This window comes from Brevibacillus dissolubilis (genome assembly GCF_006170445.1).
Lineage (GTDB): Bacteria > Bacillota > Bacilli > Brevibacillales > Brevibacillaceae > Brevibacillus_B > Brevibacillus_B dissolubilis.
This window is the reverse complement of sequence record NZ_VCNA01000007.1, coordinates 274,191-292,406: the sequence shown is the minus strand read 5'-3', so window position 1 is coordinate 292,406 and position 18,216 is coordinate 274,191. Positions and strand designations below refer to the sequence as shown.

The window sequence follows — 18,216 nt, the reverse complement described above, 5'->3', positions numbered from 1 at the left end:
GCCGGGGCGTGAACCCTCGGCCTTTTGTTATGCCAGCTTTCTTGTTTCTGCTGGTTGTAATGATGGTTATTGGGTGATCAGCTGTTCCATCCGGTCAAGGGTGCGCTTGCGGTCGCGCTCCAAGATAGGACCGAGGAACTTCCCTGTGTAGGATCTTTCGACTTGAACCACATCTTCCGGAGTTCCGGTGGCGACGATCTCCCCACCACGGGTTCCCCCTTCTGGACCGAGGTCGACGATGTGGTCGGCTGTTTTGATTACGTCGAGGTTGTGCTCGATGACGAGGACGGTGTCGCCGTTATCGACGAGACGCTGCAGAACCTTGAGCAGACGGTCGATATCATCGGTGTGCAGACCTGTCGTCGGTTCGTCGAGAATGTAGAGCGTACGGCCATTGGAGCGGCGATACAGCTCTGATGCGAGCTTGACGCGCTGCGCTTCCCCGCCGGAGAGCGTGGTGGCCGGCTGGCCGAGACGCATGTAGCCGAGGCCGACGTCGAGCAGGGTCTGAACCTTGCGTTCGATTTTCGGCACGTTTTTGAAGAATTCTACCGCGTCCTCGATGGTCATCGCGAGGATGTCGGCGATACTCTTGCCTTTGTATTTGACCTCCAGCGTCTCGCGGTTGTAGCGTTTGCCGTGGCAGACTTCACATGGGACGTAGACGTCTGGCAAGAAGTGCATCTCGATCTTGATGATTCCGTCGCCGCTGCAGGCTTCACAGCGTCCCCCTTTGACGTTGAAGGAGAAGCGGCCTTTTTTGTAGCCGCGTACCTTGGCTTCATTGGTGGTAGCGAACAGGTCGCGGATGTCATCGAATACACCGGTGTAGGTGGCTGGATTGGAGCGTGGGGTGCGTCCGATTGGGGACTGGTCGATGTCGATGACCTTGTCCAGATGCTCCAGACCGGTGATACGACGGTGAGTACCCGGCTTGGCCTTGGCACCGTTGAGCTCGCGGGCGAGCGTCTTGTGCAGGATTTCGTTGATCAAGGTACTTTTGCCGGAGCCGGAGACTCCCGTGACAGCGACGAAGACGTTGAGCGGAAATTTGACGCTGACGTTCTTAAGGTTGTTTTCCTTCGCGCCTTCGATGGTGATCCATTTTTCATTGGTTTCGCGACGTTTGAGCGGGACGGCGATGAATTTGCGGCCGCTGAGGTAGGCTCCTGTCAGGGAGTTGGTATCCTCCATCACTTCCTGCGGTGTCCCTTGGGCGACGACATTACCACCGTGAATCCCGGCACCTGGGCCGATGTCGATGATATAGTCGCAGGCGAGCATCGTGTCTTCATCGTGCTCTACGACAATCAGGGTGTTACCCAGATTGGTCATGTGGCGCAGGGTCTTGATCAGGCGGTCATTGTCGCGCTGGTGCAGGCCGATACTCGGCTCATCCAAGATGTAGAGGACCCCCATCAGACTGGAGCCGATCTGGGTCGCCAGACGAATCCGCTGGGCTTCCCCACCAGAGAGCGTGCCTGCTGCCCGGCTCAGAGTGAGATAGTCCAGACCGACATCGACGAGGAAGCCGAGACGGGACTTGATCTCCTTGAGGATCAGGTGGGCGATCGTTTTTTCTTTTTCCGTCAGGTCGAGAGAGTCAGCGAACTGATATGCATCCGCAATAGAGAGATCGGTCAGCTGGGAGATGGTACGCTGGCCGACGAAGACAGACAGGCTCTCTTGGCGGAGACGGTGCCCTTTACATACCGGACACGGCTTCTGGCTCATGAAGCTCTCGATCTGCTCACGGATATAGTCAGAGCTGGTCTCGATGTGGCGGCGTTGCAGATTCGGGATGACCCCTTCGAACGGAACGACCGCTTCACGGACTTGGCCGAATTCATTTTCATAGCGGAAATGGATCTTCTCATCGTCGCTGCCGTACATCAGGATCTTGAGATGCTCTTCCGGCAGTTCTTCAAATGGAATCTCCATCGAAATGCTGAAATGGCGGCAGGCTGATTCGAGCAGCTGCTGGTAGTAGGTGGAGGATTTCGGTTCCCATGCCTCTACAGCTCCATCGGATAAGGTCTTGGTGCGGTCTGGAACGACCATGTCCGGGTCGACCTCCAGCTTGACACCCAAGCCGTCGCACTCGGAGCAGGCACCATACGGGCTGTTAAAGGAAAAGATGCGCGGCTCCAGTTCCCCGATGGAGAATCCGCAGACCGGGCAAGCATGCTTTTCGCTGAACAGAAGCTCTTCCTGATCGATCACGTCGACGATGACTTTGCCGTCTGCGAGGCGAAGGGCTGTCTCCAGGGAGTCCGCAATCCGGGAGCGGCTGTCCGGCTTGACCACGACGCGGTCGATGACTACTTCGATGGAGTGTTTTTTGTTCTTCTCCAGCTTGATCTCTTCAGAGAGGTCACGCACTTCACCGTCGACACGGACGCGGACATAGCCCTGCTTGCGGATGTCTTCGAGCAGCTTGACATGCTCCCCTTTGCGGCCGGAGACCAGCGGAGCGAGAATCTGCATACGTGTGCGCTCCGGGTACTCCATGATACGATCGACCATCTGCTCAATCGTCTGGGAGCTGATCTCGATGCCATGCTCTGGACAGATCGGGCGTCCGACGCGTGCATATAAAAGGCGCAGGTAGTCATAGATTTCGGTCACAGTACCTACGGTCGAACGTGGGTTGCGGCTGGTCGTCTTCTGGTCAATCGAGATGGCAGGTGACAAGCCCTCGATGGAATCAACGTCCGGCTTATCCATCTGACCCAAGAATTGACGCGCATAAGCGGACAACGACTCGACATAGCGCCGTTGTCCTTCTGCATAGATAGTGTCAAAAGCAAGCGAGGATTTTCCCGAGCCGGACAGACCCGTCAATACGACAAACTTGTCGCGCGGGATCTCAACGTCCACGTTCTTGAGATTGTGCGCCCGTGCGCCTTTGACAACGATATGTTCACGAGACATGAATTACGTTCACTCCTTATAGCTCCGCCTTCAGTTCGAGAATCAAGTCACGAAGCTGGGCGGCCCGTTCGAACTGCAAATCGCGTGCTGCTTCTTTCATCTCTTCTTCCATACGGGCGATCACGGTCAGGCGGTCTTTTTTCGCCATCTTCTTAAATTCTGCATTTGGCAGATAATCGGCCTTTTCCTCGGCGACGCGGGTAGCCTCGATGACTTCGCGGATTGCCTTTTTGACCGTCTGCGGGGTGATGCCGTGCTTCTCGTTGTAGGCGATCTGGATGGCACGGCGACGCTCGGTTTCCCGAATCGCGGCGGTCATGGAATCGGTCATTTTGTCTGCATACATCACAACACGTCCCTCCGCATTACGGGCGGCACGGCCAATCGTCTGGATCAGCGAGCGCTCGTTGCGCAGGAAGCCTTCTTTGTCCGCATCGAGGATGGCGACGAGCGATACTTCCGGCAGGTCAAGACCTTCCCGCAGCAGGTTGATCCCGATCAGCACGTCAAATTCACCCAGACGCAGGGCACGCAGAATCTGCATCCGCTCGATGGTCTTGATATCAGAGTGCAGGTAGCGTACCTTGATGCCGATTTCTTTGAGGTAGTCGGTCAGATCCTCGGACATTTTTTTGGTCAGGGTGGTGACGAGGACGCGCTCGTCTTTTTCGATGGTCGCTCTGATTTCACCGATCAGATCATCAATCTGTCCTTTGATCGGGCGGACGGAGATGGTCGGATCGATCAGACCGGTCGGGCGGATGACCTGCTCCACAACGGTCGGGCAATGCTCCAGTTCGTAAGGGCCCGGGGTGGCTGAGATGTAGATTGCCTGTTGAATCTTGCCCTCAAACTCTTCGAACTTCATCGGACGGTTATCCCGTGCAGACGGCAGACGGAAGCCGTGTTCGACCAATACGTCCTTGCGCGCGCGGTCACCGTTGTACATCCCTCTGACCTGCGGCAGTGTCATATGCGACTCATCCGCGATCAAGAGAAAATCATCCGGGAAATAGTCAATCAACGTGTATGGCGGATGGCCCTCCGGCAATCCGGTCAAATGGCGGGAGTAGTTCTCGATCCCGGAGCAGAAGCCCATCTCCATCATCATCTCAATATCATAGCGGGTGCGCTGTTCCAAGCGCTGTGCCTCGAGCAGCTTGCCTTGGGCTTTCAGTTCTTCTAAGCGCACCTCCAGCTCGGCTTGGATGCTTTCGATGGCCAGCTTTAATTTTTCATCGCGGGTAACGAAGTGAGAGGCTGGAAAAATGGCGACGTGGTCGCGCACACCCAAGATTTCTCCGGTCAGGGTGTCGATCTCGACAATCCGTTCGATCTCATCACCGAAAAATTCCACCCGAATCGCCTGTTCACTGCGCGACGCCGGGAAAATCTCCACCACGTCTCCCCGCACACGGAAGGTCCCGCGTGTGAAGTTGATGTCATTGCGGTTGTATTGGATATCGACGAGTCGGTGCAGTACCTCATCGCGGCTGCGCTCTTGGCCGGTACGCAGGGAGAGCACCAGCTCACGGTACTCGATTGGCGAACCCAAACCATAGATGCAAGACACCGAAGCCACGATAATCACATCACGGCGCTCAAACAGAGAACTGGTCGCAGAGTGTCGCAGCTTGTCAATCTCGTCGTTGACGCTTGAATCTTTTTCGATATAGGTGTCCGATTGAGGGATATAGGCTTCTGGTTGGTAGTAATCGTAATAACTGACGAAGTATTCGACCGCATTATGCGGGAAAAACTCACGGAACTCAGCGGCAAGCTGGGCCGCCAGCGTCTTGTTATGTGCCATCACCAAGGTAGGCTTGTTCACCTGAGCGATCACCTGCGCGGCGGTAAACGTCTTCCCCGTCCCCGTCGCCCCGAGCAGGGTCTGATGACGCTTGCCAGCGAGAACGCCCTCTACCAGCTCGGCAATCGCGGTCGGCTGGTCACCGGACGGTTGGAATTCCGAAACCAATTGGAACTTCTGCTCCATGCGCCTCTCCTCCTCCATTTCTATAAACATGCTATATTCCATTATAGCACAAACCCTCCAGAAATAAGCCTATGATTCGAACGTTTGTTTGTCTAACAATTTGCCCGCAATTCTCCGATAATAAATAGAGAGATAGGCCCGAACCGAACTTTATGGGAGGTACCCAATGGCGACCAATGTAAACACAAGCACAACCAATCCAACAACCCAAGCGGTCTATACCGCACCTGAATATAGCTATAAAAACAAAAAAGAATTCACCGGTGAGCTTGATTCCAATGCTTTCATGAAACTCATGCTCGAACAGCTCAAGTATCAAGACCCGCTCTCCCCGATGGATAACCAGCAGTTCATCCAGCAAACCTCGATGATGACGATGGTGGAGCGCCTGACCAGCATGGAACAGATCATGAAAGAGCAGAACTCCAGCCTGCTCAATATCCGTGAATACGAAAGCCTGATCGGCAAGACAGCCACCTACGATAAGACCACAGAAAACGAGATCACCGGCGAGCGAACTACCGTAACCAAAACCGGCGAGATCAGTTCCGTCAAGTTGGTGGATGGAAAGATTGTCTTCACCATTGGCGATGATGTCGTGTTGAAGGATGACGTCCATGGCATCGAATCCAAAGGCTTGACCAACGGCAGCATCTTGGAAACTACGCTGAAATATTCCCAAATGATCGGCAATGTCGTGAGATACATGGAAGAGACCGTGATCGACGCCGACGGCAAGCCTGAGACGAAGGATGACCAAATCACCAAAGAAGTCGAAAAAAGCGGTGCCATCAAAACCTTCAGCATGAAAAACGGCTCCGTCGAGTTCGTCCTCGACAACGGCAAAAAGCTGAATGCCGACGAAATCATCGGTATGGACAGCAAAGAAACCAACGCACCGGTTGACAACACACTCAAATATGCGCAAATGATCGGCTACAAAGCCACCTACACTGAGTCCACAACCAACACCGACGGTACCACCACCAAGGTGGAAAAGAACGCCATCATCACGGCGCTCAGCATGAAAAACGGTCTGATGGAGTTCGTACTCGATAACGGCAAAAAGCTGAAAACCACTGAGATTATTGGATTAGAAATAAACAAATAGGCGGAAATGAAAAAGGAGAACCGGATATGATCTGGCTCTCTTTTTTTCTGGGTGCTTACCGTAGCTTTCTGATGAAGCCGCTGAAGTACCCGCGATACGAACTACGGTTTTTGACCTTTACAATCTGGTCGTTTCGAAGCTGACCATACCATCCTCTTTTCCCATACCAAATGCTTTTGGGGACTCTGCTTTTTTTCAGATATCCCCGGTCAATCCGGATCCACTTTTTTCTCTTGAACACATGTATCTCTCCTTTACAGGTTTGATACAAGATATTCGGATGGGACGTACTTTGTATAGGTGCTTGTATGCATGAAAAAATGTAAAAAAGCCAGAAGTATTTGCTTCTGGCTCTTTGGCATACACGTATGGATGTTATTATGGCTTCAAAACAACCTTGATGCATCCATCCGTCTTTTCATCAAAGATATCGTACGCATGCTGAGCCTGTGCCAATGGCAGGCGGTGGGTGATGATATCGGTCGGGTCAAACTTCTCTTCCTTGATCATCTGGTACAGCTCAGGGATATAGTGAATGACCGGAGCTTGGCCCATCTTCACCGTAATATTGCGGGCGAACAGGTCTCCAAGCGGGAAGGCATTGTAGCGCGCACCGTAGACTCCGACCAGCTGGATGGTACCGCCTTTGCGGACGGCTTGGCTGGCGATCACGATCGCTCCCATCGCTCCACCCTGCAGCTTGAGTGCGGATTCCATCATCTCGACCACGGTCATTTTTCCGTCCATACCTACGCAATCGATCACGACGTCTGCACCGCCGCCTGTGATTTCTTTGAGGTAGCGCCCCACATTGTCTATCTTGGTGAAATCGATGATCTCGACGTTATTCATCTTTTTCGCATGGTCGAGGCGGTATTGGATGTAGTCGACGGCGATGACGCGTTTGGCCCCTTTGAGCCAGGCGAATTTTTGCGCGAGCAGGCCGACGGGACCGCATCCGAGGACGATGACGGTATCTCCAGGCTTCACACCGGCGTTATCCACACCCCAATAGGCGGTAGGGAGAATGTCGGAGAGAAACAGGATTTTTTCATCCTCCATCTCACAGTCTTCCGGAACCTTGAACGGAGTAAAATTGCCGAACGGAACACGCAGGAACTCGGCTTGACCTCCTGCATGGTTGCCATACGTGCCACTATAGCCGAAGTACCCGCCTGCCTCGCCATGTGGATTGGAGTTGTCACATTGGCTCTCTAAGTGGTGCTCGCAATAATAGCAACGGCCACAGGCTACCGTGAACGGAACGATGACCCGATCACCCTTTTTCAGCTTGGTGACGTCTGGGCCTACTTCTTCCACAATGCCCATCGGTTCATGGCCGATGACATAGCCTTCGTACATATTCGGGATAAATCCGTGGACGAGATGCAGGTCAGACCCACAGATGCCGGTGCTGGTGATCCGGACGATGACATCTTCGCGGTCTTGTATCGTGGGATCGGGTACTTCTTTCACCTGTACGTCTTTGATTCCTTGATAGGTGACTGCTTTCATAAGAAAACCCTCCTTATTTTCGGCTCAACTATCTTACTAGTTTGCCTCAAACAAGGAGGGCTAAGACCCCAAACGTCTATTATTTTAGCGCAGAAGCTTCCTGCATACAGCGGTAACAGACGATTACAGCGGCAATAATTCTACCTTTTTCCGCTGTTCGAGCCCTGCCACCATGGATTCCCATGCGCCTGGTTTGTTCGGCAGGACAGCATAATAACGTCTCAAGAAATTGACCACCAGCTCGGCTGGCAATTCGTCTACATTGTCGTCCATTGGCATGAAGCAGAGGTCGAGACCCTCTACAGCCTCACCGTCGTTGTTCCAGGACGGGTGGACATATGGGAAATTGATTTTTTTATAGCCCATGTGAGCCAGAACCTCACGGCGGACATAAGGGTTCATCGGCTTCACGCCACCAAACTCAAGGTCCTGCACCCGATACGGATCATAGATCTCAGCGAACATCCCGAATAGTTCCTTTTGATTGGCAGCAGCGAGAGCAAGCAGATCTTTTTCGCGGTTTTTCATCAGAAAGCGGCCAATGCCAAGACCTGGCTTTCCGATAATGGTGAAATCAGTCATCGCTACATTGAAGTCTTCGTAATAACGGTACTCGGTGGCCCCTACGGCATCACCCTCGTGCACAGCGACAAACACACGGATGCCTGGGTCCTCCAGCGGTTCTTTCCACAGAGAGTATTCGAGCACTTCCTCGGCAGGGAATACCTCCTGCATCAGATTGTGCATGCTCAGAAACAACGGGTCTTCAATACTTGTTATACGGTGATATTCCACGTCCATTCCTCATCCTTTCACATATCATGCGATGGCAAAAACGGATTTCTCCACTCCATCAGTGTTCCATAATTCCGCGATTGTTCATCCTCCAGATAGTCTGCCACTACCTTCACCGGTGTACGACCACATCGCAATAAAAAAGTGATGACAGGATCCTTCAAGTCCCCCTGTACCACTGCATCAATGTATTGTTCGGCTGTCATCTCGTCTGCTTTGGCATCATACCCCGGCATTCTTCCTCCGCCTAACAACCGCTCCAAACCCTTTTGCACGACTACCTCATACATGGAGAACATCAACCATTTGCCCAGTCCCAATTTTCGTGAGGTGGGACGTACCCCAATATCGACGACATACAGGGTGTTTCCGTTCGGGTTATGATTGCGGATATAGCCATTGTCCGTGATCTCTTCCCAAGTATGGACCGGGTGCTCGGGATCGAAGTTCACGATGAGACCTGTCATGGAACCGACCACTTCTCCGTCGACCTCGGCACACAGAGCACCGTCTGGGAACAGCGTGATATGATTGCGTAATTGTCGCGTGTTCCACCATAGCTCAGGTGGGAAGGGAGGAGGAAAACTCTCTTGTTGAATCCGGATTAAGTCATCAATATCCCGTTCCTGATAATTTCGGATCACGACAGGCACAGGGCGATCCTGATCAAAAACAAAGAACTTCTTGTGATACACCGACATTCCCCCTATACAGACCAACCTATCTTCGTTATTTCCAATCCGTATACAAGTCGGTTCGACGGTCGCGCCATGTCGTGACAGAACCGCGCTCACGAACCTGGTAAAGCAGTTCTAGGTCAAGGTCAGCGGTGACGATCATATCATCGTTAATCTCGCCTTCCACCATGATGCCACGTGGCGGGAATGGAATATCGTTCGGTGTGATCACTGCTGCCTGACCAAAGTTGGCTCGCATAAAATCAACGGTCGGTAATGAGCCTACTGTCCCTGTGGTTACCACATAGACCTGATTCTCCACCGCACGGGCATGGCTGGTATAGCGCACCCGGTGGAAGCCATGACGGTCATCGGTACAGGATGGACAGAAGATGACGTCCGCGCCTTTTGCCTTAGCCATCCGCACAATCTCAGGGAATTCGATATCGTAGCAGGTCAGCATCGCAATCGTACCCTTTTCGGTCTCAAAAACCTGCAGCCCGTCGCCTGGCTTCATGCTCCACTCATGCACCTCTGTCGGCGTGATGTGCAGCTTAGGCTGTTCGGCAATTCTGCCGTCTGGATAGAATAGATGGGCCACATTGTATAAAGAATCGCCCTTGCGAATGACATGGGTTCCCCCAATAATATGCATCTTGGTCTGCTTCGCCAAAGACGAGAGTAACTCACGGTATTGTTCGGTGAAATCAGGCAGGTCGTTGATGGTTAAGGCTTCGCCTTGTGCGTTCCCGATCGACATCAGTTGTGTGGTAAAAAATTCGGGGAACAGCAAAAATTCTGTACCGAACTCTTCGGCCGTTTTGACATAGTGCTCGACTTGTTTGGCGAACTCGTCAAAAGTACGGATCGTGTGAAGGTGATATTGGACAGCTGAGACTCTTAGTTTCATAAGCCCCTCCTTTTTCATTTCATCATCTGGCAACGCAGACAATTGACGTACTGTCATTATGAGATCAACTGATTATCATTCGCAAGTACAGACTTTTTCGTTACCTAGTTACGTAAAAGTTACTTATAGATGCAGCAAGGGTTTTCCCGTGATAGATACTTGCCCAAATTTTTACATAATGGTATCCGTGTCCTGTTCAAGAATATTCTACTCGTATATTTCCTTGCTCATACGCTTTTCCTTTCCTTGAAACTGCTGGTGTGCCTATGCGTTGCCCACTCCAGCGGGAATTTCCCCGGAAATGGTTTTTCCATAAAAAAACAGCAGGGCATCATGTAATCCCCCACTGTCTGTTCTATACGTTCGGTCTACGCTCCCATATTCATCTTTTGCATGCGCTGCTTCAATAGCTTCAGAATGCTGTTGTTGCGGATGTCGACGTATTCAACCGTATCGGCATCCGGTACGACGATGATCCCCAGCTGATGATGGCGGCCCGCGTAGACAGCCGTCTGGGTGAACTTGATCTCATTGTCGTAGGTGAGCACTTCCATTTTGCAAAAAGCGGAGTTAGCTTGCAAGGCGGGATAAAGCTGGGACTTTTCCCGGATCGGATGTCCGTTCACCTTCACAATGATCTCTCCAGGGAGGATGCCCATCTCCTCAGCCGGTGAATGCGGGATGACGGCCATCACCTTGAGTCCGCGTGAGGATGGGACAAAATACGGCTGGGACTGATCCTCCCGATATTGGCTGAGATATGCCAAGCCCTCATGGCCCAGTATGCCAAACAGAGCGGTCAGCCAGAGAAGCTGTGGAACCCATACAGTCGCATAGGCCAAAGCAAACAGAATCACGGAATACCAGACCAGTTGAGCAGAAAGGTGCTCCGCCTTGCGCTCCGGTGTCATCGACTGTGTCATCGCAGAGAAGCCTGTAATCGCAGGGATGAGCAAAAATCCGAAGTTCAACGGCAGATCTCCAGATGCGAACACCGGCCAGCCTTGGAACAATGCCCCAAGCCCGAATTCACCTGTCTGAGATGGCACTAGGATGATCAGTGGTGTCAGCCAAAACGAGTGCAGCTGATACGCTCCAACGATACGCCCCCGTCTGCCTGAGATAAACATCGGGGATGCATCCTGCCCAGCGTTCCAGCGGACGAATGCCGCCTCAACCACGTGCAGCAATGCGACCAACGCCAAAAGCGGCAGAGGCTTGGCTGCAAGCAGCAGACTCCATAGACTGCCGATTCCAGGTGCTTCAGCAAGCGCAGGTATTAACAGCGCGACCCCGTGTAAGAACGTAAGCAGCCCTGACGCATACGCCAGACAAAGATAACGCAGGCGGAAAAAGGCCAGAACCAATGCCAGTACCCAGACCAGCCAGACGTCAGCCACCTGCACATACAGACCCAATAAGCCTGACGCGATGGAGACGAACAGACCGCCCATCAAGCCCGCTACCACCGAGCGAAGCGTCTGCGGCAACGGTGATTGAATCCGCACGGCAAACAACTGACGCTCCAGCGCCATCTGCTTACGATAGTGCAGGTAGATGAACAGAATAAAGACATATAGCAACGGATTGATCAAAAATTGTCCGAGCGCGTACATATATTGCTGCAAAAAACTGATTCCAGCTGTCATTCGTTTCCCTCCAAGCTGTGTCAAAAAAACGAAAGAACCACGGAAGAATTCTCCGTGGTTCTTAATTTCTACAGCTGGTAATGGATTCCCTGCTTATGGGAACAGGGACTATTGTCCCTTACTTTTGCGTAGAGATGACTTCCAATGCTTTTTGCAGCTGGGCATCATTTGCCGGTTCGCGCAGCACGGTAATCAGTTGATCCTGCAATGCTTTGGCTGTTGCAGCATCTACTTTACCTGTAACAGGCAGCTTCTTAGCGGTCTGGAAGCGTTTGACCGCATCCACTGTCTTCGCATCGAAGTAGCCGTCAGTACGGACTGGTGTGTATTTGAGACCAGTCAGAATCAGCTGCAGGTTTTTCACGTCGGTGCTGTTCATGTCGAAGCTCAGCACTTTGTCAGCCGGCAGTTGTGCGGCTTTGAAGTACTCTGGCTGTTCGACCTTGATATCAGGCTGGATGCCCTTTTCGTGAATCCATTCGCCTTTTGGAGTGAGCCATTTGGCGATGGTCAGCTTGATCTGGCTCTTGTCGTCCATCTCAACAGTGTCTTGAACGGTGCCTTTCCCGAAGGTTTTTTCACCGATGATCTTATAGCCTGCACTGTCGCGGAGTGCGCCTGCGAGGATCTCAGAGGCACTTGCACTGCCGTTGTCAGCAAGCAGGATGATTGGGTATGGTTTTTTCTTAACGGCAGTGGAGCGGATTTCGTCTTGCTTATCTGCTTTGTCACCGTAGGCGATCTTGACGATGACGCCTTTGTTTGGAACAAGCATCTCACCGATATGCTTGACGGCAGTGAGATAGCCGCCCGGGTTGCCGCGCACGTCGATAATCAAGCCTTGGATGCCTTCCTTCTCCAGCTTGGCAAGCTCGGTTCCGAAGTCCTTGGCTGTTTCGCTGGCGAATTGAGAGATTTCGATTCGGCCGATTTTCTTGTTGTTCTTGGTGAAGCTGGTTACATGTACGGTCTCAATCGGAATATCGTCACGGGTCACGACGAGCGTAAGCGGCTCGGAGACACCAGGACGGGCGATTTTGAGGGTAGCTTTGGAGCCTTTAGGGCCACGGATTTTGAGGACGGCCTTCTGCAGGTCAAGACCATCGAGTGATTCACCGTTGACACTGATGATCACGTCATTAGGACGAATCCCTGCCAGTTCAGCCGGTGAGCCTTTGATCGGGCTGACGACGGTGACTCGGCCATTCTGCATGGAGACTTCCGCACCGATCCCTTGGAAAGAAGAGTGCAGAGAAGAGTTAAACTCCTCGGCTGCCTTCGCGTCCATATAATCTGAGTACGGATCATCAAGCGAACTGATCATGCCTTGGATGGCTCCTTGAACAAGCTGATCACTCTCTACATTGTGGACATATCGTCCTTTAATGATCTCGTAAGCGTCTTTTAGCTTGGCAAATTCTTTCGGGTATTCTTGTCCATTCCCTATAGCGAACAGGCCGTTGCTGCTTGCCATGGCGGTTTGGCCGACCGCTGCGGCATTGGAATTGACCACGGCGAGGGTCAGCAGGCTGCTGGCCATCATGCTGACAAGTACGAGTGCAAACAGCGTACGTCCATTCCATCTCATTCGTCTTCACACCTTCCTTACGTCACTTTGGCGGAACAGGTATAAAACTAGTATATGCAAGACCTGGCAACAATATTTGTATTTGGTATGAGATTAACGGATATAAGGAGCCGGGTCAACTGCCCGATTGTTTTTGTACACGGTAAAGTGCAGGTGATTGCCTGTCGAGCGACCGGTCGAGCCTACCTCAGCGATCTTCTGGCCGCGCTTGACCGCCTGACCGACACTTACCTTGATCCCGCCCTCACGGATATGACCATACAGGGTGCGGATCTCTTGGTTATGCTGGATGACGACGGTGTTGCCGAAGCCGCGCATGTAGGAGGCGAACACCACGATACCGTCTTCTGCGGCATAGATCGTCGTACCTCGTGGCGCAGCCATGTCAAGACCATTATGCCCCGCACTTCTGCCGGTAAACGGGTCAGAACGCATACCGAAGCCTGAGGTGAAGCGGAAGCTGCCGGAAGCAATCGGCAGGCCGAGACGGCCGCCTTTATACTTGGAGACGCTTTCGAGGCGTTTTCGCTCTGCTACTTTGGATGCCTCCATCTGGACAAGCTCAATCAGTCGTTGTTCTTCCTCTTCTTCGATCTCATGCAGATGCTCCTCTTGCTTCTCCAGCTCTGCTTTGATCACTTTGCTCTTTTCGAACTGGTGGTCAAGCTCTGCCTTGAGATCTTCACTCTCCGCGAACATCTGCTTGTAGTTAGCCAGGAGTCCTTCTACCTCTTGCTGGTGCTTCTCCACTGCCTGCTTGTCTTGGATGTTGTCTTCGAGGATACGCGTATCGTTCTCGACAATCATCCGCAGACCTTGCATGCGGGTGAGGAAGTCACCGAAGTCAGACGAGCCGAGCAGGACTTCCAGATAGGAGACGTTCCCACGTTTGTACATCGTTTTGATGCGGGTCTTGAGCAGGATTTCACGTTGGGCAACGCGCTCAATCGATTCATCCAGCTTTTCTTGCGCTTCTATCGCTTTTTTCGTGGTTGCTTCGATATCTTGGTCTAATTTGTCGATTTTGCGTTGGATATCGTTACGCTTGGTGTCGATGACGACCAGCTCTTGTTCCAGCACACCGCGTTCTTTTTTGATGGTGGCGATTTGGCTTTCGATCGCCTTTACGTTGTTTTGCTGTGCTTTCTTTTGGGCGCGGATTTCAGCGATTTCTTTGTTGATTTTGGACAGGGATGTCTTGCTCGCGTATCCGGCTGGTGCTGGGATCACTCCCCATGCCAGCATGCTGGCCATGACGACAGCTAGTGTGACTTTGTTCCTCATACGGCTCCTCCCCAACAAGAAATACTGCGCCTTCCTTACTGTATGTCGGCATTAGACGCGTAAGAATCTTCGGACGGATATCATACTTCCCCATATTCCGATAAACGCCCCGATAGAAATCAGGATGAGTGCCACCTGATAGGAGAGCGGGTTCATCGGCAACAGGCTGAAGAAGACAACGGTCATACTTGTATTCACCTTATCCACCAGATAATAATAGCCGCCTGTCAAAATGACAATCGGGATTAATGCCCCAATCGAGCCCATCAACAGACCCTCGACAAAAAACGGCCAGCGGATAAACCAGTTCGTCGCGCCGACCAGCTTCATGATCTCAATCTCACGACGGCGGGCCATGATGGTCAGGCGAATCGTATTGGCAATCAAAAACATCGCCGTAAAAGCAAGACCGACGATAAAAATAATCCCGACATTGCGGATGGCGGCAGTGGCGGTGAAGAGCTTTTCAACCGTGCCTTCGCCGTATGAGACATCCTCTACATGCTCCAGCCCCTTCACCTCTTTGGCGATCGATGCGGTCTCACTTGGCACCTTCGCCTTGACGACAAGGGTATCTGGGAGCGGATTGTCATCCTCTAAGCCTTCGAGCAGCTTCGCATTTTGGCCGAAGCGTTTTTTCAGCTGTTCGAGGCCCTCCTCTTTGGAGATGAAGGTGACGGTGTCCACCTTGGGATTCGCTTCGATCTGATCCTGCACCTGTGTGGCGATAGTCTTATCAGCCAGCACGTCGAGGAAGACGCGGATTTCTACCTGCTTTTCAACGGTCTGGGCAATATGGTTGACATTGAGTGCGAGAATCAAAAAAACACCCAAAATCAGCAGGGTAATCGATACGGCAGAGACCGAAGCAAAGGTCATCCAGCCGTTGCGCCCGAGATTCTTGGCGCCTTCGCGGACATGACGGCCCAATGTTCTAATCTTCATAGCCGTATTCCCCCCTCAGCTCATCACGAACGATCTCGCCGCCTTCAATCGCGATGACGCGACGGCGCATCGAGTTGACGATTTCGCGGTTGTGGGTAGCCATCACGACGGTTGTCCCATTGTTGTTAATCTCATCGAACAGCTTCATGATCTCCCACGAGGTGTCCGGGTCGAGGTTCCCTGTCGGCTCATCGGCAATGATGATGCCCGGATTATTGACCAGCGCCCGTGCCAGTGCGACACGCTGCTGTTCACCGCCGGACAGTTCATTCGGCAGCATCTTGGCTTTGTGCTTGAGCTTGACTAAGCCGAGTACATCCATCACGCGCGGCTTGATCAGCTTCGTCGGAGTCTCAATGACCTCCATAGCAAATGCGACATTTTCATACACGGTCAATGTCGGCAACAATTTAAAATCTTGAAACACCACACCGATGCTTCGACGCACAATCGGAATTTGTCGTTCTTTGATTTTGCTGATATTAAATCCACCAAGGAAAATCTGTCCTTTGGTTGGTTTTTCTTCCCTGTACATCAGTTTGATAAACGTCGATTTACCTGCACCGCTCGGGCCGACCACATAGACGAATTCGCCTTTGTCGATCTTGACGCTGACTCCTTTGAGAGCGTTGGTCCCGTTGGCGTAGGTCTTCCAGACATCAAACATCTCTATCAAAACGATCACATCCTACTCTACGTCTCTGATTCTCGTAATCTCGAAAAACGAGACTTTTTCTATTATAACATCGAAAAACGTCAATGTTATCCTCTAAATGGCGCAATTATTGTCGATCAGCCGATTTTTGCTGGAAAGGGAGGGGAATGCAGGTTCATGAAAATAGCCCTTTTGAGTCTTTTTCTAGCAATGGGGGTTCATGGTAGAGTGTTAGAGATTGTTGCTATCGAGAGGAGACCCTGTATGTTTAGACAAAACCGAACCTTTCACCGTTATGCCGGACTGATCGTCAGCCTTTTTTTGCTGATGTGGGCGGTCACGGGCTTTTTGCTGTTGAATGTCCCGTGGTATCAGGAGGAAGCGACCGACCTCAAGGTGACGTCCATTCCGCTTCCTGACAAGGCTGAGGCATATACGATTTCCTATATAGGCGAGCAGTTGACCGCGACCGGCGAGTACAGCTGGGATGAAATCCGTTCGATCGCAAAGTCGGGCGAAGCGTTTAAGGTATACATCGCACGCGACCCGATCCTGCGCCTGACCATCGATGAAAAGGGGCATATCCACGCACTCAAGCAGGATCCGATTCTCGATCTGTTCTATGGCTTGCACGTAGGTGAATGGGAGGATTTGAATTACGTAACCGTGCTGGAGGTTGTCTCGATCCTCACCATTCTGCTGGTCATCTCAGGTCTGATTTATTTTCTGCCCAGACGCAAAAAACCTAGCAAGCTGCAACCCTGATTACACATACTCACACACAAGAACCGATCTTTTCCGATGAAAAAGGTCGGTTTCTATTTTCTCTAAGTGCAGCACAAGCATACTACTTACTAGAAGTAAGCAGACTACTGAGGTAAAATAGGATGGATTGCTACTAAGGAAGGGAGTTTTTTGTAAGATGAACAATTTCGTCTTTCACAATCCGACGCAATTAATCTTTGGGAAGGGACAGCTGTCCCACCTCTCAGCAAAAGTAGAGCAATACGGTAAAAACATCTTGTTGGTGTACGGCGGTGGCAGCATCAAGAAGTTTGGCTTATATGATAACGTAATGAATATCTTGGGCGAACAAGGCTGTAACGTAACCGAGCTGGCCGGTGTCGAGCCGAACCCGCACCTCAGCACGGTGCGCAAAGGGATCGACCTCTGCCGTAGCGAAGGCATCGACTGGGTACTTGCGGTAGGCGGCGGCAGCGTGATCGACGCAGCTAAGGCTGTTGCAGTCGGTGCTGTCTACGAAGGCGATGTGTGGGACTTCTATTCCCGCAAAGCACGCCCGACCAAAGCGCTCCCACTCGGTACCGTCCTGACCTTGGCAGCGACTGGCTCTGAGATGAACTCCGGGAGCGTCGTGACCAACTGGGAAACCAAAGAAAAACACGGCGGGCCAACCACCTTCCCTGCCTTCTCCATCTTAGACCCTGAGAATACCTTCAGCGTACCGCGCGACCAGACGATCTATGGGATCGCCGATATGATGTCGCACGTCTTTGAACAATATTTCAGCCACACTCCTGAGATTCTGCTTCAGTCCCGCTGGATGGAATCCGTCCTGCAGACCGTGATCGAAAATGCAGAACGCGCGATCGAAAATCCACATGATTACGATGCCCGTGCCAACCTGCTCTTTGCAGGCACCATGGCGCTCAACGGCTTCCTCCCAATGGGTGTAGTGACCGACTGGGCGAGTCACTCCATCGAGCATGCGGTCAGTGCGATCTACGATATCCCGCATGGCGGCGGTCTGGCGATCATCTTCCCGCAATGGATGCGCTATGTGTATAAAGAAAACGTCGGGCGCTTCGTCCAGTTCGCTACCCGCGTCTGGAACGTCGATCCAACCGGCAAAACCGATGAAGAAGTGGCGCTTGAGGGGATTGCTCAAGTCGAAGCATTCTTCAAGAAGATCGGTGCTCCTACCCGTCTCGCGGATTACAAGATCGGCGATGAGAACCTCGATGTGATGGCCGAGAAAGCTACGCCATTCGGTCCAATCGGCAACTTCAAGAAGCTCGAAGCGGCTGATGTAAAAGAAATTCTGCGTATGAGCTTGTAAGTCGAGCGCTGCGCTGTGACGCTGTGAAAAAAGACTCCTGGTATGGCTAAAAGCTGCTTAACGCTTTATTGCCATAC

At 52.1% G+C, this 18,216-nt stretch carries 14 protein-coding genes; 3 read left to right on the top strand and 11 right to left on the bottom strand.

Annotated features, from left to right (window positions below):
• Positions 1–66: 66 nt before the first annotated feature.
• Both uvrA and uvrB read right to left on the bottom strand, forming a co-directional pair.
• Positions 67–2,934: an excinuclease ABC subunit UvrA gene (gene uvrA, locus FGI41_RS15320; RefSeq protein ID WP_139491226.1), complete on the bottom strand. Its 2,868-nt coding sequence runs from the start codon at positions 2,932–2,934 to the stop codon at positions 67–69.
• 16 nt (positions 2,935–2,950) lie between these two features.
• The gene (gene uvrB, locus FGI41_RS15315) at positions 2,951–4,930 is read right to left on the bottom strand and encodes an excinuclease ABC subunit UvrB (protein WP_139491225.1); all 1,980 of its coding nucleotides are present in this window, start codon (positions 4,928–4,930) and stop codon (positions 2,951–2,953) included.
• Positions 4,931–5,096: 166 nt separating this feature from the next.
• On the opposite strand from uvrB, the gene FGI41_RS15310 reads away from it, so the two are divergent.
• Positions 5,097–6,041: a flagellar hook assembly protein FlgD gene (locus FGI41_RS15310; RefSeq protein ID WP_139491224.1), complete on the top strand. Its 945-nt coding sequence runs from the start codon at positions 5,097–5,099 to the stop codon at positions 6,039–6,041.
• Between the two features lie 378 nt (positions 6,042–6,419).
• Here FGI41_RS15310 and FGI41_RS15305 read toward each other — a convergent pair whose 3' ends face one another.
• The 9 genes from FGI41_RS15305 to ftsE all read right to left on the bottom strand — a co-directional run bounded on the left by FGI41_RS15305 (position 6,420) and on the right by ftsE (position 16,080).
• Positions 6,420–7,556, bottom strand: coding sequence for a zinc-dependent alcohol dehydrogenase (locus FGI41_RS15305; RefSeq protein WP_139491223.1), 1,137 nt, complete (start codon positions 7,554–7,556; stop codon positions 6,420–6,422).
• 123 nt (positions 7,557–7,679) lie between these two features.
• The gene (locus tag FGI41_RS15300; RefSeq protein ID WP_139491222.1) at positions 7,680–8,351 is read right to left on the bottom strand and encodes a GNAT family N-acetyltransferase; all 672 of its coding nucleotides are present in this window, start codon (positions 8,349–8,351) and stop codon (positions 7,680–7,682) included.
• A 17-nt stretch (positions 8,352–8,368) separates the two neighbouring features.
• Entirely contained in the window at positions 8,369–9,052 is a 684-nt protein-coding gene (locus FGI41_RS15295; RefSeq protein ID WP_438358025.1) for a GNAT family N-acetyltransferase, read from the bottom strand.
• 28 nt (positions 9,053–9,080) lie between these two features.
• Positions 9,081–9,938, bottom strand: a complete 858-nt coding sequence (locus FGI41_RS15290; RefSeq protein ID WP_139491220.1) for a carbon-nitrogen hydrolase family protein — start codon at positions 9,936–9,938, stop codon at positions 9,081–9,083.
• A 368-nt stretch (positions 9,939–10,306) separates the two neighbouring features.
• The gene (locus tag FGI41_RS15285) at positions 10,307–11,587 is read right to left on the bottom strand and encodes a PDZ domain-containing protein (RefSeq protein WP_139491219.1); all 1,281 of its coding nucleotides are present in this window, start codon (positions 11,585–11,587) and stop codon (positions 10,307–10,309) included.
• Between the two features lie 118 nt (positions 11,588–11,705).
• The gene (locus FGI41_RS15280; RefSeq protein WP_139491218.1) at positions 11,706–13,175 is read right to left on the bottom strand and encodes a S41 family peptidase; all 1,470 of its coding nucleotides are present in this window, start codon (positions 13,173–13,175) and stop codon (positions 11,706–11,708) included.
• Between the two features lie 93 nt (positions 13,176–13,268).
• The gene (locus FGI41_RS15275; RefSeq protein WP_139491217.1) at positions 13,269–14,459 is read right to left on the bottom strand and encodes a murein hydrolase activator EnvC family protein; all 1,191 of its coding nucleotides are present in this window, start codon (positions 14,457–14,459) and stop codon (positions 13,269–13,271) included.
• A gap of 51 nt (positions 14,460–14,510) precedes the next feature.
• Entirely contained in the window at positions 14,511–15,404 is an 894-nt protein-coding gene (gene ftsX / locus FGI41_RS15270; protein ID WP_139491216.1) for a permease-like cell division protein FtsX, read from the bottom strand.
• Positions 15,394–16,080 carry a cell division ATP-binding protein FtsE gene (gene ftsE / locus FGI41_RS15265; protein ID WP_139491215.1) on the bottom strand — a complete coding sequence of 229 codons (687 nt, stop codon included), beginning with the start codon at positions 16,078–16,080 and terminating at the stop codon, positions 15,394–15,396. Before ftsE ends, ftsX begins: the two co-directional genes overlap by 11 nt.
• Positions 16,081–16,323: 243 nt before the next feature.
• On the opposite strand from ftsE, the gene FGI41_RS15260 reads away from it, so the two are divergent.
• Both FGI41_RS15260 and FGI41_RS15255 read left to right on the top strand, forming a co-directional pair.
• Positions 16,324–16,824 (top strand): PepSY-associated TM helix domain-containing protein, encoded by a 501-nt coding sequence (locus tag FGI41_RS15260; protein ID WP_139491214.1) that lies wholly within the window; start codon positions 16,324–16,326, stop codon positions 16,822–16,824.
• Between the two features lie 157 nt (positions 16,825–16,981).
• On the top strand, positions 16,982–18,139 hold the full coding sequence (locus FGI41_RS15255; protein WP_139491213.1) for an iron-containing alcohol dehydrogenase: 1,158 nt from the start codon (positions 16,982–16,984) through the stop codon (positions 18,137–18,139).
• Positions 18,140–18,216: the final 77 nt, after the last annotated feature.

Coding starts and splice junctions, on each gene's coding strand:
- uvrB (WP_139491225.1), bottom strand. CDS start 4,930: ATGGAGCAGAAGTTCCAATTGGTTTCGGAATTCCAACCGTCCGGTGAC.
- FGI41_RS15290 (WP_139491220.1), bottom strand. CDS start 9,938: ATGAAACTAAGAGTCTCAGCTGTCCAATATCACCTTCACACGATCCGT.
- ftsX (WP_139491216.1), bottom strand. CDS start 15,404: ATGAAGATTAGAACATTGGGCCGTCATGTCCGCGAAGGCGCCAAGAAT.
- FGI41_RS15305 (WP_139491223.1), bottom strand. CDS start 7,556: ATGAAAGCAGTCACCTATCAAGGAATCAAAGACGTACAGGTGAAAGAA.
- FGI41_RS15285 (WP_139491219.1), bottom strand. CDS start 11,587: ATGACAGCTGGAATCAGTTTTTTGCAGCAATATATGTACGCGCTCGGA.
- FGI41_RS15255 (WP_139491213.1), top strand. CDS start 16,982: ATGAACAATTTCGTCTTTCACAATCCGACGCAATTAATCTTTGGGAAG.
- FGI41_RS15260 (WP_139491214.1), top strand. CDS start 16,324: ATGTTTAGACAAAACCGAACCTTTCACCGTTATGCCGGACTGATCGTC.
- FGI41_RS15310 (WP_139491224.1), top strand. CDS start 5,097: ATGGCGACCAATGTAAACACAAGCACAACCAATCCAACAACCCAAGCG.
- FGI41_RS15295 (WP_438358025.1), bottom strand. CDS start 9,052: ATGTCGGTGTATCACAAGAAGTTCTTTGTTTTTGATCAGGATCGCCCT.
- FGI41_RS15275 (WP_139491217.1), bottom strand. CDS start 14,459: ATGAGGAACAAAGTCACACTAGCTGTCGTCATGGCCAGCATGCTGGCA.
- FGI41_RS15280 (WP_139491218.1), bottom strand. CDS start 13,175: ATGAGATGGAATGGACGTACGCTGTTTGCACTCGTACTTGTCAGCATG.
- uvrA (WP_139491226.1), bottom strand. CDS start 2,934: ATGTCTCGTGAACATATCGTTGTCAAAGGCGCACGGGCGCACAATCTC.